Annotated in this window: 16 protein-coding genes; 10 read left to right on the top strand and 6 right to left on the bottom strand. The window is 64.4% G+C overall.

Features of this window, described 5'->3' with window-relative positions; all coding sequences use genetic code 11:
* Both livH and G3N59_RS09465 read right to left on the bottom strand, forming a co-directional pair.
* Entirely contained in the window at window positions 1–927 is a 927-nt protein-coding gene (gene livH, locus G3N59_RS09470; RefSeq protein ID WP_205982332.1) for a high-affinity branched-chain amino acid ABC transporter permease LivH, read from the bottom strand.
* Between the two features lie 151 nt (window positions 928–1,078).
* On the bottom strand, window positions 1,079–2,206 hold the full coding sequence (locus G3N59_RS09465; protein WP_205982331.1) for a branched-chain amino acid ABC transporter substrate-binding protein: 1,128 nt from the start codon (window positions 2,204–2,206) through the stop codon (window positions 1,079–1,081).
* A gap of 1,047 nt (window positions 2,207–3,253) precedes the next feature.
* Here G3N59_RS09465 and G3N59_RS09460 point away from each other — a divergent pair.
* From G3N59_RS09460 to G3N59_RS09450, 3 genes are all read left to right on the top strand, one after another.
* Window positions 3,254–4,243 carry an ABC transporter substrate-binding protein gene (locus G3N59_RS09460; protein ID WP_205982330.1) on the top strand — a complete coding sequence of 330 codons (990 nt, stop codon included), beginning with the start codon at window positions 3,254–3,256 and terminating at the stop codon, window positions 4,241–4,243.
* Window positions 4,244–4,424: 181 nt separating this feature from the next.
* On the top strand, window positions 4,425–5,321 hold the full coding sequence (locus tag G3N59_RS09455) for an ABC transporter permease (RefSeq protein WP_205982329.1): 897 nt from the start codon (window positions 4,425–4,427) through the stop codon (window positions 5,319–5,321).
* Between the two features lie 3 nt (window positions 5,322–5,324).
* Window positions 5,325–6,119, top strand: coding sequence for an ABC transporter ATP-binding protein (locus G3N59_RS09450; protein WP_205982328.1), 795 nt, complete (start codon window positions 5,325–5,327; stop codon window positions 6,117–6,119).
* A gap of 91 nt (window positions 6,120–6,210) precedes the next feature.
* Here the strand turns inward: G3N59_RS09450 and G3N59_RS09445 are convergent, their stop codons facing one another.
* Entirely contained in the window at window positions 6,211–6,606 is a 396-nt protein-coding gene (locus G3N59_RS09445) for a PaaI family thioesterase (protein ID WP_205982327.1), read from the bottom strand.
* Between the two features lie 308 nt (window positions 6,607–6,914).
* Between G3N59_RS09445 and G3N59_RS09440 the strand changes: the two genes are divergently transcribed.
* On the top strand, window positions 6,915–8,051 hold the full coding sequence (locus G3N59_RS09440; protein WP_241023347.1) for an alanine--glyoxylate aminotransferase family protein: 1,137 nt from the start codon (window positions 6,915–6,917) through the stop codon (window positions 8,049–8,051).
* A gap of 37 nt (window positions 8,052–8,088) precedes the next feature.
* Here the strand turns inward: G3N59_RS09440 and G3N59_RS09435 are convergent, their stop codons facing one another.
* Entirely contained in the window at window positions 8,089–8,847 is a 759-nt protein-coding gene (locus G3N59_RS09435) for a class I SAM-dependent methyltransferase (protein ID WP_205982325.1), read from the bottom strand.
* Window positions 8,848–8,972: 125 nt separating this feature from the next.
* Between G3N59_RS09435 and G3N59_RS09430 the strand changes: the two genes are divergently transcribed.
* From G3N59_RS09430 to G3N59_RS09405, 6 genes are all read left to right on the top strand, one after another.
* Complete coding sequence (locus G3N59_RS09430) at window positions 8,973–9,668, top strand: HAD family phosphatase (protein WP_205982324.1); 696 nt, start codon at window positions 8,973–8,975, stop codon at window positions 9,666–9,668.
* 191 nt (window positions 9,669–9,859) lie between these two features.
* The gene (locus G3N59_RS09425) at window positions 9,860–10,315 is read left to right on the top strand and encodes a MarR family transcriptional regulator (protein ID WP_205982323.1); all 456 of its coding nucleotides are present in this window, start codon (window positions 9,860–9,862) and stop codon (window positions 10,313–10,315) included.
* A 17-nt stretch (window positions 10,316–10,332) separates the two neighbouring features.
* The gene (locus tag G3N59_RS09420; protein WP_205982322.1) at window positions 10,333–12,459 is read left to right on the top strand and encodes an FUSC family protein; all 2,127 of its coding nucleotides are present in this window, start codon (window positions 10,333–10,335) and stop codon (window positions 12,457–12,459) included.
* A 37-nt stretch (window positions 12,460–12,496) separates the two neighbouring features.
* Window positions 12,497–12,706 carry a DUF1656 domain-containing protein gene (locus G3N59_RS09415; protein ID WP_205982321.1) on the top strand — a complete coding sequence of 70 codons (210 nt, stop codon included), beginning with the start codon at window positions 12,497–12,499 and terminating at the stop codon, window positions 12,704–12,706.
* 7 nt (window positions 12,707–12,713) lie between these two features.
* The gene (locus tag G3N59_RS09410; protein WP_205982646.1) at window positions 12,714–13,715 is read left to right on the top strand and encodes an HlyD family secretion protein; all 1,002 of its coding nucleotides are present in this window, start codon (window positions 12,714–12,716) and stop codon (window positions 13,713–13,715) included.
* A complete protein-coding gene (locus tag G3N59_RS09405) occupies window positions 13,712–15,193 on the top strand; it encodes an efflux transporter outer membrane subunit (RefSeq protein WP_205982320.1) in 1,482 nt (493 codons plus the stop codon). Before G3N59_RS09410 ends, G3N59_RS09405 begins: the two co-directional genes overlap by 4 nt.
* Before the next feature lie 61 nt (window positions 15,194–15,254).
* Here G3N59_RS09405 and G3N59_RS09400 read toward each other — a convergent pair whose 3' ends face one another.
* Together G3N59_RS09400 and G3N59_RS09395 are read right to left on the bottom strand one after the other, a co-directional pair.
* The gene (locus G3N59_RS09400; protein ID WP_205982319.1) at window positions 15,255–15,605 is read right to left on the bottom strand and encodes a type II toxin-antitoxin system ChpB family toxin; all 351 of its coding nucleotides are present in this window, start codon (window positions 15,603–15,605) and stop codon (window positions 15,255–15,257) included.
* Window positions 15,599–15,850, bottom strand: coding sequence for an AbrB/MazE/SpoVT family DNA-binding domain-containing protein (locus G3N59_RS09395; RefSeq protein WP_205982318.1), 252 nt, complete (start codon window positions 15,848–15,850; stop codon window positions 15,599–15,601). Before G3N59_RS09395 ends, G3N59_RS09400 begins: the two co-directional genes overlap by 7 nt.
* Between the last annotated feature and the right edge of the window lie 11 nt (window positions 15,851–15,861).

The following is a 15,861-nucleotide window of genomic DNA, read 5'->3' as shown; positions in this document are numbered from 1 at the left end:
TCACACCTTTTCGACGTCCGGCTTGCCGAGCAGGCCGGTGGGACGGAACAACAGCACGAGCACGAGCAGGCCGAACGCCACGACGTCCTTGTACTCCGAAGGCATATAACCGGCCGCGAAGGTTTCGGCCAGACCGAGCAGCACGCCGCCGAGCATCGCGCCCGGAATGCTGCCGATACCGCCGAGCACCGCTGCCGTGAACGCCTTGATACCCGCGATAAAGCCGATATACGGATTGAGCTTGCCGATCGTCAGACCGATCAGCACGCCGCCCACCGCCGCCAGCATCGCGCCGAGCACGAACGTGAACGAGATCACGCGGTTCGTGTCGATGCCGAGCAGGTTGGCCATCTTCATGTCTTCGGCGCAGGCGCGGCAAGCGCGGCCCATGCGCGAACGCGAAATGAACAGCGTGAGCGCGACCATCAGCACGATCGTGGTGCCCACGATCAGCATGCGCGCGTACGGAATCGTCACGTCGAAGTTGCCGCCCATGTTGAAATCGAGCGCGCCGGAGATCAGCATCGGCACGGAAACGTCACGCGCGCCCTGCCCGATCTGCACGTAGTTCTGCAGAAAGATGGACATGCCGATCGCCGAGATCAGCGGCACGAGACGCGGCCCGCCGCGCAACGGCCGATACGCGACGCGTTCGACCGCAAAACCGTAGAGCCCGGTGACCAGCACCGAGACAATGAGCGCCGCGCCGAGCACGAGCGGCAGCGGATAACCCGCCGATGTGCCGATCGCCGTAAGCGTGACGAGGCCCACATAGGCGCCGATCATATAGATCTCGCCGTGAGCGAAATTGATCATACCGATGATGCCGTAGACCATTGTGTAGCCAATGGCGATCAGCGCGTAGATCGCACCCAGCGTGAGCCCGTTGACGAGCTGCTGGGTGAACTGCGGAAGAAAATCATTCATGCTTTAAGCCCCGCGGCGATGAAGCCGATGAGAGACCTTTGAGAAACTCTTGAAACCGTACCGATCGTTCCTGCGTTGCGCATCTGCGTAAAACGCCCCGCCCGCCGCGGCGGCGAGCGGGGCGTTTCATGTGCGTCGATGCGCACGGGGATCAGTTCGCGGCGGTCTTGGTGGCGTCCTTGTGCCACGTGTAGACGACGAAGTGGAACGACTTGAGGTCGCCCTGTGCGTCGTACTGCACGTTGCCGATCGGCGTGTTGAACGCATTCTTGTGCAGGTAAGCCGCAACCTTGGTCGGATCGGTGCTCTTTGCGCCCTTGATGCCGTCGGCGATCACTTCGACCGCTGCGTAGGCCGGCATCTGGAACGGACCGTTCGCGTCGCGCTTGGCGTCCGCGAAGGCCTTCACGAGCTTCGCGTTGGCCGGGTCGGCGGCGAAGTCGGCGGGCAGCGTGACCAGCATGCCTTCCGAAGCCGGGCCGGCGATCGCCGTCACGTCCTTGTTGCCCACGCCTTCCGGTCCCATGAACGTGGCCTTGACGCCCTGTTCACGCGACTGGCGCATCAGCAGACCCATTTCCGGGTGGTAGCCGCCGAAGTAGACGAAGTCCACGCCTTGCGACTTGAGCTTGGTGACGATTGCCGAGTAGTCCGAATCGCCGGCATTGATGCCTTCGAACACGACGACGGGGATGTGCGCCTTGTCGAGCGCAGCCTTCACCGACGTGGCGATGCCCTGGCCATACGACTGCTTGTCGTGCAGGATCGCGACCTTCTTCGGCTTGACCTTGTTGATGATGTACGCAGCGGCTGCCGGGCCTTGCTGGTCGTCACGGCCGATGGTGCGGAAGATGAACTGGCGCTTCTTGCCTTCGGTGAGCTGCGGTGCGGTCGCCGACGGCGTGACCATCACGACGCCTTCGTTCTCGTAGATGTCCGAAGCGGGAATCGTCGAGCCCGAGCAGACGTGGCCAACCACGTACTGGATGTGCTGCGAGACGATCTTGTTGGCAACCGCGACGGCCTGCTTCGGCTCGCAGGCGTCGTCCATCAGGACGGCTTCGAGCTTGTTGCCGTTCACACCGCCAGCGGCGTTGATCTGTTCGATTGCGGTCAGGGCGCCTGCCTTGACCATGTCGCCGTACTGGGCGACCGGGCCGCTGAACGGGCCGGCGATGGCGATCTTGACGGTGTCGGCGTGAGCGGCCGCACCAAAAGCGAGCAGCGCGGCGGCGACGGAGAAAGAGGTAAGGCGGTTACGGCGGAACAGCGACGTCATCAGGAGCTCCTCGATTGTTTTCGGGTCAACCGGTCAGACGGATGACCTGCGCAAACGAACAGCACCCCGAGGACGAGCCAGGGGGGACGACAACACGACGGGCCAATGGAAAACTGAAGACGCAACGGGGCCCGGCATGTATCACCCGCTTTGTTGCGGTTGAGTTCGGAGAGATCGCGTTGATACGCGTCCCTGTTGCGCAAGCGATCCGCCTGCCCCGTTCACTGCAATTCAAACCGGAAAGGTGGTCCGGCCTGAATCAGCGACCCGCGGATGCTATCAACAAAACTCCCCACTCGCAACCAAGGGTTTTTTCCGATACCTGCGGGAGTATTGATCACCGTCAATTGATGAAAATCAGGTGGAGGCGCTTGAAAACATTTGAAAAATCATCGGTCGTAAGGGGTGGAAAACCCGGCGCGGCGCCGCAACGCCCGCCCGGCGGCGCTTCAGGGAAATCGATTTCCGGTCCGAAATGAATGCGTTAATTTTGAGCAAGCCTTAAAATCATCCGGAAGACCGATCGAATATATTTATTTCATCGGCAGATAGTCTGAAATTGCCTGAAAAATCCACGATAAGTCGGCGCTTCGCATAGTGCAAACCCTAAATGCAAATTGCGCCAAATAATTGATTCACATAGGAAAATTACATTTCATTTTCATCTTGAAATTTGACGCAAAGCGCCTCCAATCGATAATCCTTTCGATCTCGATAGATCGATTATCTCCAGCCTGAAGCCTGCAAACCCTTCGTTACCCTACGGATTTTCGCGAAAACGCCTCCGGCGATTTTTTTCATTGCCATATGGCATACCGTCGCATCCTCGCCGCACCACGCCCGTGCGCGTTCCGGATACCTAAAAGCCGGTGGTATGCTCGCTGCCTCGCCGCCGGTCTGATGCACCATCGCGGCGCATGGCGTAAGGAGCACGCAAGGTCACGACGTGCGCGCTGTGCGCAATCGTCATGGGCGATGTTCGGCGGCGTTGCCGCGCAAGCGGACCACACCCGTCCAGAACCGAACATTCGGGGGAGATCAAACAGAATGAAGACCTTCAAGCTCGCCGCCAGGGCCGCCACCCTTTCCCTGATCGCCAGCGCCGCCGCGCTCGCGCTGACCTCGGGCGCCGCACGCGCCGCCGAAACCGCCACCGTCGAAGTGCTGTCGATCGTCGAACACCCCGCCCTCGACGCGATCCGCGACGGCGTGCGTGACGAACTGAAGGCCGCCGGCTACGACGCGGGCAAGAACCTCAAGTGGGAATACCAGAGCGCCCAGGGCAATACCGGCACGGCCGCGCAGATCGCCCGTAAATTCGTCGGCGATAACCCGAGCGCGATCGTGGCAATCGCCACGCCTTCGGCACAAGCCGTTGTGGCCGCAACCAGGTCGGTGCCGGTGGTCTACTCGGGCGTGACCGATCCGGTTGCCGCGCAACTCGTGAAGACCTGGACGCCCAGCGGCACCAATGTCACCGGCGTGTCGGACAAACTGCCGCTCGACAAGCAGGTTGCCCTGATCAAGCGTGTGGTGCCGAATGCGAAGACCGTCGGCATGGTCTACAACCCCGGCGAAGCGAATTCGGTGGTGGTCGTGAAGGCGCTCAAGGAACTGCTCGCGCAGCAAGGCATGACGCTCAAGGAAGCGGCAGCGCCGCGCACGGTCGATATCGGCCCGGCGGCGAAGAGCCTGATCGGCAAGGTCGACGTGATTTACACCAACACGGACAACAACGTCGTTTCGGCGTACGAAGCACTGGTGAAGGTTGCCAATGACGCGAAGATTCCGCTCGTGGCTTCCGATACGGACAGCGTGAAGCGCGGCGCGATTGCGGCGCTCGGCATCGACTATAGCGACCTCGGCCATCAGACCGGCAAGGTGGTCGTGCGCATCCTGAAGGGCGAAAAGCCGGGCGCAATTGCCTCGGAAACCAGCAGCCGCCTGCAACTGTTCGTGAACCCGGCTGCAGCGCAGAAGCAAGGCGTGACGCTCTCGGCGGATCTGCTCAAGGACGCGACCACGGTCGTCAAGTAAGTCCGTATGCGCGCACGCCTGAGCGCGTGCACGCATAACAGGACACCGTAGCAAAGCACCGGCCTTCATCGGGCCTCGCGCCTGCGTGCGCCGCGCCGCCTCATCCGGGTGGCGCGGCGCACGTGGCGACACCGGCTGCGTCAGCGCCATCCGCCTGCCGGACACCGCAACAGGATTTCCCATGTCCCTCTACTCGCTTCTGGGCGCGCTCGAGATCGGCCTGATCTTCAGCCTCGTCGCCCTCGGGGTGCTGATCTCGTTTCGCATCCTCAATTTCCCCGACCTCACCGTCGACGGTAGCTTTCCGCTCGGCGGTGCCGTGGCGGCCACGCTGATCGCGCACGGCCAGGACCCGTTTCTCGCCACCGTCTGCGCGATGCTCGCGGGCGCGGCTGCGGGCTTCGTCACCGGCTGGCTCAACGTGCGCCTGAAAATCATGGATCTGCTCGCCAGTATCCTGATGATGATCGCGCTCTACTCGATCAATCTGCGTGTGATGGGCGCACCCAATGTGCCGCTGATCACCGAATCCACCGTCTTCACGATGATCCAGCCCGCGTGGCTGCCCGACTACATGCTGCGCCCGCTTGCGCTGTTCGTGGTCGTGCTCGCGGCGAAGTTCGGCGTGGACTGGTTCTTCTCGTCGCAATACGGTCTCGCCTTGCGCGCGACCGGCGCGAACCCGCGCATGGCGCGCGCACAAGGCATCGCCACGGGCCGCGCGACGCTGGCCGGCATGGCGCTGTCCAACGCGCTGGTGGCGCTGGCAGGCTCGCTGTTCGCGCAGACGCAAGGCGGCTCGGATATTTCGATGGGTATCGGCACCATCGTGATCGGGCTCGCGGCGGTGATCATCGGCGAAAGCATTCTGCCGGCGCGGCGCCTCGTACTCACGACGCTCGCCGCCGTGCTGGGCGCCATTCTCTATCGCTTCTTTATCGCGCTCGCACTCAATAGCGATTTCATCGGCCTCAAGGCGCAGGATCTGAATCTCGTTACCGCCGTGCTCGTAACGATCGCGCTCGTGCTGCCGGCGACGCGCAAGAAGCTGTTTGGCCGCAAGAACGGGAGGGCCTGAACCATGCTCAGCGCAAAAGACCTCAAACTCACTTTCAACCCCGGCACGCCGATCGAAACGCGCGCGCTGCGCGGCCTCACGCTGGACATCCCGACCGGCCAGTTCGTGGCCGTGATCGGCTCGAATGGCGCGGGCAAATCCACCTTCCTCAATGCGATCAGCGGCGATCAGATGGTGGACGAAGGCCGCATCACGATCGACGGTAATGACGTTACGAAGAAGCAGGCGTGGGATCGCGCGCACCTCGTGGCGCGCGTGTTCCAGGACCCGATGGCCGGCACCTGCGAAGCGCTGACGATCGAAGAAAACATGGCGCTGGCGATGGCGCGCGGCAAGCGGCGCGGCTTCGGCCCGGCGCTGAAGAAGCAGGACCGCGAGTTGTTCCGCTCGAAACTGCGACTGCTGAATCTGGGCCTGGAAAACCGTTTGAGCGATCGTATTGGCTTGCTTTCGGGTGGCCAGCGTCAAGCAGTGAGTTTGCTGATGGCTTCGCTGCAACCGTCGCGTATCCTGCTGCTCGATGAGCATACGGCGGCGCTCGATCCGAAGACGGCGGCGTTCGTGCTGGAACTCACGGCGCGTATCGTCGAGGAAGCGAAGCTCACGACCATGATGGTCACGCATAGCATGCGCCAGGCGCTGGATTATGGTCAGCGCACGGTCATGCTGCATCAGGGGCAAGTGGTACTGGATGTCTCCGGCGACGAGCGACGTGGTCTGGATGTGCCGGATCTGCTGCGCATGTTCGAACAGACCCGCCACGAGCAACTCGATGACGATGCGTTGCTGCTGGGTTAAGCAGATTCAGGCGCAGGATTCGGAAAGCCCGCAAGCCGCAAGGTTTGCGGGCTTTTTATTGCACAATCGATTGTTATGGATACCGAATCAATCAGGCGGACTTCGAATACTTGAACGTACCCTGCCCGCTTGCGATCAACAGACGATCGTCGACCCAGGCTTCGGCGCGAGCGAAGAAGATCGAGCGGCCGCCCCGCTCCAGAAAACCTTTGGCGCGCACGAATTCGCCGAGCCCCTTGTCGAGATAATTGGTGGTCAGCGACAGCGTGAAGCCGTGCCGCGCGGGCGCGCCCGGTTCGGCATAGAGCCCCGCGTAACCCGCGGCCGCGTCGAGCAACGTGGCAATCGCGCCGCCTTGCAGCACGCCCTGACGATTGAGCTTCGATCCGTCGATCGGCATCAGTAGTTCGGCGTAACCTTCGCGCCATTGCGCGACGCTCACGCCGAGCGTTTCGAGAAACGGATTGTCGATAGCGAATTGCGGCATGATGCGCTCCCCTCGATAATGTGAGGCAGGAAATCGGCGAGGCCGACTGTTCAGAGGAAATGTGCTCAACTGTACATGGCTTTGTGAGCCGCGCCGGAGAACACTCTACTTTTCCCCTGCCGCCAGCGTGCGTGCACATCTCACCCGCAGCGAAGCGCTGCACCGTAAAGGAATTCATCATGACCGACAACACGCGCCCCACCGACTCCCTGATCCCGCAACGGGCAGCGGCGGCCGCCGCCGCGTTGCCGGTCGCCTGCCCGGCGGTCGATCCGCTCACGGAAATCCTGCCCGACGAGCCGCTGCTCATGATGGGCGCCGGCCCCGTGCCCATTCCCGATGCCGTCGCCAAGGCCAATTCGGTCGTCATCAATCACCTCGGCGACACCATGGCGCGCGTCATCGACCAGGTGAAGACCATGGCGCGCTACGTGTTCCAGACGCGTTCGAACTGGGTGCTGGGCGTGGCTGGCCCCGGCTCCGCGGCGATGGAAATGGCGATTTCGAATCTCGCCTGGCCGGGCACGCGCGTGCTGTCGATCGTCAACGGTTTCTTTAGCGGCCGCATGGCGGAAATGGCGCGCCGCATCGGCGCCGATGTCGAAACGCTCGACGTGGGCGATCGCGAGATCGCCTCGCTCGAAGCCGTTGCGCAGGCCATCGAACGCACGCGCCCGGCCATCGTCACGATCGTGCACGGCGAAACTTCGAATACGGTCTGGAACCGCCAGTTGAAGGACATCGTGCGCATCGCCAAGGCGGCGGGCGCGCTGGTTGTCGTCGATGCGGTCTGCACCTTGAGCACGATGCCGCTGGAAATGGACGCCTGGGGTATCGACACGGTCATTACCGGCGGGCAAAAAGGCCTGTCGTCGATTCCCGGCGTTTCGCTGATCGCGTTCTCGGATGCCGCGTGGCAACGCGTGCGCGAACGCACCGCGCCGAATACCCACTGGTGTCTGGACGCCACGCTCGCGGAAAACTTCTGGCACAAGGCCGGCTATCACTACACCGCGCCGGTGTCGGGCGTGCTCGCGCTGCATGAAGCGCTGCGGCTCGTCTGCACGGAAACGCTGGAAAAGCGCTTCGCGCGCCATCAGCGTTGCTCGCAGGCGCTGCAGGCCGGTGTATCGGCGCTCGGTCTCGAACTGTATACGCCCGAAGAGTGTCGCCTGAATTCGGTGGTCGGCATCGGGCTGCCGGCCGGTCTCACGCCGCGCGACGTGTGCAACCACATCTCGCAGCAGTATCAGGTGGAGATCGCCGGATCGTTCGGACTACCGATCGTTCGCATCGGCCAGATGGGCGAACAATGCCGTGAGCACCATCTGTTCCGTACCGTCCACGCGCTCGGCCGCACGATGCGCGACCTGGGCGCGGATGTCGATCTGCCCGCCGGCGTGGCCGCGCTCGAAGAATCGCTCTCGGCGGCCGCGCGGCGCTAATACGCATCAAGGCACTTTAAGGCACATCAAGGCCGAATCAGTCGCGACGCGCCCGGATGCAGATGAATGCGGGCGCAAGTGAAAGCTCCGTGTAAAGCGCGGGCGCCACGGCCTTCATTTCCGGCACCGGCTTCGGCTCGACCATGGCGTCGATCTGCCAGCCGGTTTCGCGCAGCGCGTTGACGATATCGGCCAGCGGGCGGCGATACGCCTCCACATAAGGCTTCGGCTCGCCGAAGCCGCCCCAGTGCAGGCCAAAACGCGTGGTCTCGAAGTACGTGCGCTTGCCGCGCGTGCGCGTATCGATCCAGTCGCGCATCGGATGCGCCATCGAAAACACCAGTTGCGCGCCAGGCCGCGCAACGCGGTGGAATTCGGCAAAAGTGGGCGCGAGGCGTTCGACATAATCGAGTGCGAGCGAGCAGACAATGCGATCGAACTGCGCATCGCCGAGCCATGCCAGCGGCTGGCCGAGGTCGCCTTGCGCGATCTCCACGTTGAGGCTCGCGCAACGCTCGCGCGCGAGTTCGACCATGGCGGGCGTGACGTCGAAGGATTTCACGCGGGCGCCTCGGTGCGCGAGTTCGGCGCTGACGATGCCGGGGCCACAGCCTGCGTCGAGCACGTCAAGGCCGCTGACATCGCCGAGCAACGCCGCCGTTGCCGGACGTTCGTAAAGCGCGTTGTGCGGCTTTTCCGGCACGATCTGCGCGTAGCGGTCGGCGAATTGCGTGTAGGCCGCGCGGCCGGGAAGTTCGGGCGTGGCGGACGGGTCGTTGTGCGTGTCGGTCGACATGGGAAAGCGGAAATCGGGAGGAAACGCGTATTGTGCCAGCCGGTTGGACGGCTCTGTGTGCGCGCTGACTCGCAACGCCCATCCCGGTTATCATCGCCCCTCGGCTTACAAACCTTCCACTGACGATGTCCGTATTCCCGCAACTCCCCTTCGACGCCGTGCTTTTCGACTGTGACGGCGTGCTGGTCGATTCCGAGCGCATTACCCACGTGGTATTGGTCCAGATGCTCGGCGAACTGGGCTGGACGCTCAGCGTCGATGAAGCGATGGGCATTTTCGTCGGCAAGATGGTCAAGGACGAAGCCGCGCGTATCGAAGCGCAGACGGGCTTTCGCCTGACCGAAGCCTGGCTCGAAGGCTTCCGCGCGCGCCGCAACGAAGCGCTGGCGCGCGATTTGATCGAGATTCCGGGCGCGCCGGACGCCGTGCGCGCCGTGCGTGACGCCTACGACGGCCGTATCGCCGTGGCCTCGGGCGCGGACCGCCGCAAGGTCGAACTGCAGCTCAATAAAGTGGGCCTGCTCGCCTCTTTCGGCGATCACATCTATAGCGGCCACGAAACGCCGCGCAGCAAACCGCATCCCGATGTCTATCTGGCGGCCGCCGCCGGTCTGGGCGTGGACCCGCGCCGCTGCGCCGTGATCGAGGACACCGTAACCGGCGCGCGCGCCGGCCTGGCCGCGGGCGCCACCGTATTCGGCTACAGTCCGGCCGCGCCCGGCCACAGCAGCGCCGAAGCGCTCAAGGCCGAAGGCGTCGCCCACGTCTTCACCGATATGGCGCAATTGCCCGCGCTGCTCACACGCTGGAACCCCGCATGAACACGGCGCGAGAACGCCCTGCCGTTAAGCGCATATGACATTCGCGCGCCCGCGTGGCGCGCGCGTCACACCTTGCCGCTAAAAGCAGCATCCAGCCAGCACGCGAGCGCTGGCTCGATTACCATCCAGAAACGGCAGATCGCCGGAAAAGATAGTTTGCTACCAAATCGCTTTACGCTATCATCCCGCCGATGTCGAATCTTCACACCTTACGTCTGGCAGTCAGCAGTACGCTCGTGACGGCCGCCCGCAAGTGGCGGCGCACGAGCCACGGCGCGCTCACGGCCTATAACGTTTCCGAAGCCTGCGCCACGCCGCTGCTCACCGCCGGGCGTCTGGGCGAGGCGGTGCGCCAGGTCACGCTTGCCGAACATGTCGGCATCGAAGGCCCGTCGCTGGTGCGTCTGCTCGATCAGCTCTGCGCCGCCGGCCTCGTGCGGCGCGACGAAGACCCGGACGACCGCCGCGCCAAAACGATTTCGCTCACCGAAGAAGGCCAGGCCGTCACGGCCAAAATGGAGGAAGACCTGCGCGGATTGCGCGCGCGCGTCCTCAAGGGCGTGAGCCGCGCCGATCTGGAAGCGACGCTGCGCGTGCTCAACGCCTTCAACGCGCCCGATCCGGCCGACGGCGCCCCCCAAGACTGAAAGCTGAAAGCGGCCTCATGACCTACCCTTCCATCCGCGACTGGCTCTTTTCGGTCAAGACCTTCGCAGCGTCGATGATGGCGCTCTATATCGGTCTGATGTTCCAGTTGCCGCGCCCGTACTGGGCCATGGCGAGCGTCTATATCGTCTCGAATCCGTTCGTCGGCGCAACCCGTTCGAAGGCGCTCTATCGCGTGCTGGGCACGGCCCTCGGCGCGGCCGCCGCGATCACCCTGGTGCCGCCTTTCGTCGAAACGCCGCTGCTGTTCAGCGTGGTCGTGGCGCTTTGGACCGGCACGCTGCTTTACCTCGCGATCATGGACCGCACGGCGCGCAGCTATGTGTTCATGCTGGCTGGCTACACCATGCCGCTCATCGCGCTGCCCACCGTCACCGACCCGACCACGGTGTTCGACGTGGCCATCGCGCGGACCGAGGAAATCACCGTCGGCATCATCTGCGCGAGCGTGATCGGCAGCAATATCCTGCCGAGCCGCCTCGCGCCCACGCTGGTCGAGCGCGCCGACGCCTGGTTCCGCGACGCCGCCTTCTACGGCCGCGAAACGCTCTCCGGCAATATCGTCGGCAAGGCGCTGTCGGCCTGTCGCCAACGTCTCGCCGCGACCGTCAACCAGCTCGAATTCCTGCTCAGCCAGCTCGGTTACGACCACACGCATCCCGAGATTCTGGCGCGCGCCCAGGATCTGCGCGGACGCATGCAACTCTTTCTGCCGATGATTTCGGCACTCGCCGATCCGCTCATCGCCTTGCGGCGCGACCTGCACGTCTGGCCCGAAGGGCTCGACTCGCTGCTCGCCGACGCCGCCAAATGGTTCGACGCGCCGCTGCACAAGCGCGCCGCCGATATCCGCGACGATGCCGGCGATAGCGTCGCCGATGCGTTGCGCGCACGCGTAGCCGCCCTGCTGCCGCCACACGATCAGCTCACGAGTTGGGAAGGCGCGCTGCTTTCGAACGCGCTCTGGCGTCTGGGTCAGGTCATCGACGTCTGGCAGGATTGCCGCGCGCTGCGTGCCTTGATCGCGCATGAGGAAGGCACGTGGCGGCCGCGCTACCGGCATTGGCGTCTGGGCGGCACGGAACGCTTCTACGACCGCGGCCTGATGCTGATTTCCTGCGCCGTGCCCGTGAGCGCGATCCTGGTGGCGTGCTGGCTCTGGGTCAGTTCGGGCTGGCACGACGGCGCGGGCGCCGTGACGCTCGCCGCCGTGGCCTGCTGCTTCTTCGCCGCGCTCGACGAACCCGCGCCGATGGTGTTCCGCTTCTTCGCCGCGACCGCGGCGAGCGTGGTGTTCGCGGGTCTCTATCTGTTCGTGGTGCTGCCGAAGGTGCACGACTTTCCGATGCTCGTGCTGCTGTTCGCGGGACCGTTCATCCTGATCGGCACGCTGATTCCGCGCCCCGCGTTCAATATGGTGACGATGCTCGTTGCGGTGAACACCGCCACCTTCATCAGCATCCAGAGCGCCTACGAGGCCGATTTCCTCGTGTTCCTGAACAGCAATATCGCGGGCGTCGCGGGCCTGCTGTTCGCCTATGTGTGGACGCGCGTGACGCGCCCGTTCGGCGCGGAATACGCGGCCAAACGGCTGCTGCGCTCCAGCTGGTCGGACGTGGCGCTTTCCGCTTCCACCGCGCCGCTCACCGATCAACGCAATCTCGCCTCGCGCATGGTCGACCGCCTGATGCAGTTGCTGCCGCGTCTGGCGGCATCGGACGAGCATCGTCATCCGTCGATCGAAAGCTTCCGCGATCTGCGCATCGCGCTCAACGCGCTCGATCTGCGCCGCTCGCGCCGCAAGCTCGACGGCGACGTGCCCGCCGCCATCGATCGCGTACTCGCAGGCGTGAGCGACCATTACTCGCGCTGCGCGGACTCGCGCGCGCGCCAGAGCGCCTCGCCCGCGCTGCTCGCCACCATCGACGATGCCATGCACCGCGTCGCCACGCGCGGCCTGGCGCAGGAAGCCGCCAGCGGCGCGCCCGATGCCACGCCGCGCGCGCGTCTTTCGCAGCGCTGGCTGCGCGACACGCTGCACGCGCTGGTGGGCCTGCGCCTGTCGCTCTACCCTGCGCAGGCGGGACAACGCCCGCACGGCGGTGCAACGGAGGCCGGCGCATGAGCGACCGTCCTGTTCAAACTCATTCGAAAACCGCACCATGATCGGCGAAATCGATATCTTTGGCGTCTTCGTGCCCGCCGTTCTTGTGCTGATGCTGATCGCGTACCTCATCAACGTCGTGATCGGCAAGTTGCTGACGCGGGTCGGGTTTTACCGGCTCGTCTGGCATCGCTCCATTTTCGATCTCGGTATCTATGTCTTTGTACTGGCCGCCGTCATCATCGTGTCGCATCGCTTCGTGAACTAACGTGAACGTGAAAAAAACCTGGTTCTCCGCAGGACAGATCCTGCTGACGCTCATCGTCGTCGTGGTCGCCGCCCTCGTGCTGTGGCGCATCGTCAATTACTACATGTTCTCGCCATGGACACGGGACGGCCACGTGCGCGCCGACGTGATCCAGGTCGCGCCCGACGTGGGCGGCCTGATCACCAGCGTCGATGTCGTCGATAACCAGCCGGTCAAGAAAGGCCAGGTGCTGTTCGTGATCGACCAGGCGCGCTACTCGCTCTCGCTGCGCCTCGCGCAGGCCGCGCTCGAACAGCGCAAAGCCACGCTGGCGCAGGCCAAACGCGAATACGCGCGCAACATCGCGCTCGGCAACCTGGTGGCGAGCGAGTCGATGGAAGAAAGCCGCACGCGCGTCGAACAGGGCGAGGCGTCGGTGGCGGACGGTCAGGTGCAGGTGGACACCGCAAAGCTCAATCTGCAGCGCACGACGATCGTGAGCCCCGTCGACGGCTATCTGAACGATCGCGCGCCGCGCGTGGGCGAATATGTGTCGGCGGGCCGCGCGGTGCTGTCCGTGGTCGATCTGCATTCGTTCCGCGTCGATGGCTACTTCGAGGAAACGCGCCTGCACGGCATTCACATCGGCCAGCCGGTGGAGATCATCGTGATGGGCGAAACGCGACCGCTGCGCGGGCATGTGCAAAGCATCGTCGCCGCTATTGAGGATCGCGACCGCCAGTCCAGCCCCAACCTGCTGCCGAACGTCAACCCGGCGTTTAGCTGGGTGCGCCTTGCGCAACGGATTCCGGTGCGAGTCGCACTGGACGAAGTGCCCGACGACTTCCGCATGATCGCGGGCCGCACGGCCACCGTCGCGGTGCGCGACGACGCGAACGACAAGAAGCAGGACAAGCGCAATGCCGCCGATGCGGCAAGCGGCGCGAGCGGCGCAAGCAGTGCAAGCGCCGCCGTGGCCGGTTCGGACGCGGCCGTTGCGCCCGTGATGGCGAGCGGAGCCTCGCAATGAATCGCCGCAGTCTCTGGCGCACCTTCGCGCTCGCGCCGCTCACGCTCGCCGTGGGCGCGTGTATCAACCTCGGGCCGGATTACAAGCTGCCGCAGGAAGCGCTGGTCAACGCGCCGCTCGCGCAAGGGCCGATCGCCGGCGCCGACAAGGCGCCCGTTTCGCAAGGCGCGGTGCCGAGCGACTGGTGGCGTCTCTACGACGATCCGGCGCTCGACCAGCTCGTGCAGGAAGCGCTGAAATCGAATACGAGTCTGCGCGTGGCCGCAGCGAATCTCGCGCGTTCGCGCGCCGCGTACGACGTCGCCAATTCTCAGGGCGGCTTCTCGGGCGGCGCGACGGCGGGCTTCCAGCGCGCGCAGGAATCGGCTGAACAGTACCTGCTGTTCAGCAAGCTGCCGGTCGAAAATCTCGGCGACGGCAGCATCAACGTGTCGTATGAAATCGATCTGTTCGGCAAGCTGCGGCGCGGCGTGGAAGCCGCCGAAGCCGAAGACGAAGCCGTGCTGGCCGCCGCCGATCTCGCCCGCATCACCGTGGTCGCCGATGTGGTGCAGGCCTATGTCGCATCGTGCTCGGCGTCCGAAGAACTGGCCATTGCGCAGGAATCGCTCAAGCTGCAGCAGCAACGCGTGGCGCTGACCAAACGTCTGCGCGATGCGGGCCGCGGCAACCAGCCCGATGTGACGCGCGGCCAGACCCAGGTGCAGACGCTCGCCGCGGATATCCCGCGTTTCGAGGGCCGCCGCCGCATCGCGCAGTATCAGCTCGCCATGCTGCTCGCGCGCGCGCCCGCCGATCTGCCGCCGGCCGCGCTCGCCTGCAACCGCCTGCCGAGGCTCAAGCAGCCGATTCCCGTCGGCGATGGCGCGGCGCTGCTGCGTCGCCGTCCCGATGTGCGTGAGGCCGAGCGCCAGCTCGCATCGTCCACGGCGAAAATCGGCGTGGCCATCGCGGATATGTATCCGTCGATCAGCATCGGCGCGAGTGTGGGGACCGTGGGTATCGCCAGCGATCTGTTCTCGTCGACCACCAATAGCTGGTCGTTTGGACCCCTGATCAACTGGACTTTCCCGGCCAATGGTCAGCGCGCCCGTGTGCGCGGCGCGGAAGCCGCCACGAGCGGCGCGCTCGCGCACTTCGACGGCGTGGTGCTCAATGCGCTGCGCGAGACGCAATCGAGTCTCGCAACCTATGCCGCCGATGACCAGCGCGCCGAGGCGTTGCGTACTGCGTATGCGTCGGCGAAGCAGTCGGCGGATGAAACGCATCGGCTTTATTCGGCTGGGCGCGAGTCCTTTATTTCCGATCTGGATGCAACGCGCACGCTCACGAGTGCGCATTCACAGGTGGCCGCGGCGGAAGGCCAGGTGGCGCTAGACCAGGTGAAGCTGTTCCTCGCGCTGGGCGGCGGCTGGGAGCCGGATCAGGAGAAGCCGGTGAAGGGTGCGGCTGGGCAGGCGCCGGTGGCGAAGCAGTAACATCCTGCCTGTCGCGGCGCGTGCCACTGAAATGCAGTGGATGTCGCGATCGCCCTCGGTTTTATTCGATGATCGCCTGCAGACGCGCCAGCGCATCGTCCATGACCTCTGCTGGCACCCGCTCGATCTTGCGCGCACCTCGTGCCTCGAGATCGAGCGTTCGAATCATATTCACAAGCGCCACACCCTGAGTCTCGGTGCCCGTACCGCTCAGCGGCACCGCAAATCCCGCAAATCGCGCGAAGTCGCCACCTTGGGTGATGGGAGCGACAAGCGCTACACCAAGCGCGTTGAATGCCCCGGGCGACAGCACCAGCGCCGGACGGAAATCGCCCTGCTGCTCTCGCCCCGAAGCTGGGTTAAGACTGACTCGCACAATATCGCCGCGTTCAAACCGTGGACGCCTCACCATGCTTCACGCCCTACAGGCTTCGATTGCCCCCAGGCGGCGAGGTCCTCCGGCAAGGGCGCTTTCGGGTCGCACTGAGCGACCAGATCGTCAAGCGAGTATTTGGGCTTTGCGGGCGCTAGCATCACACCTTCAGGCCGAACATCGACCGATAGCGACGTCCCGATCGACACATTGATCTGTTCGAGCAGCACGGCCGGCAAGCGGATCGCCGCGCTATTGCCCCATTTCAGGATTTTGAGTTCCACGAATTCGCCTC

The organism is Paraburkholderia sp. Ac-20340 (assembly GCF_017104965.1).
In the GTDB taxonomy this organism is placed as follows: domain Bacteria; phylum Pseudomonadota; class Gammaproteobacteria; order Burkholderiales; family Burkholderiaceae; genus Paraburkholderia.
The sequence above is the reverse complement of the archived record's forward strand: the minus strand, read 5'-3'. Positions and strand labels throughout refer to the sequence as shown.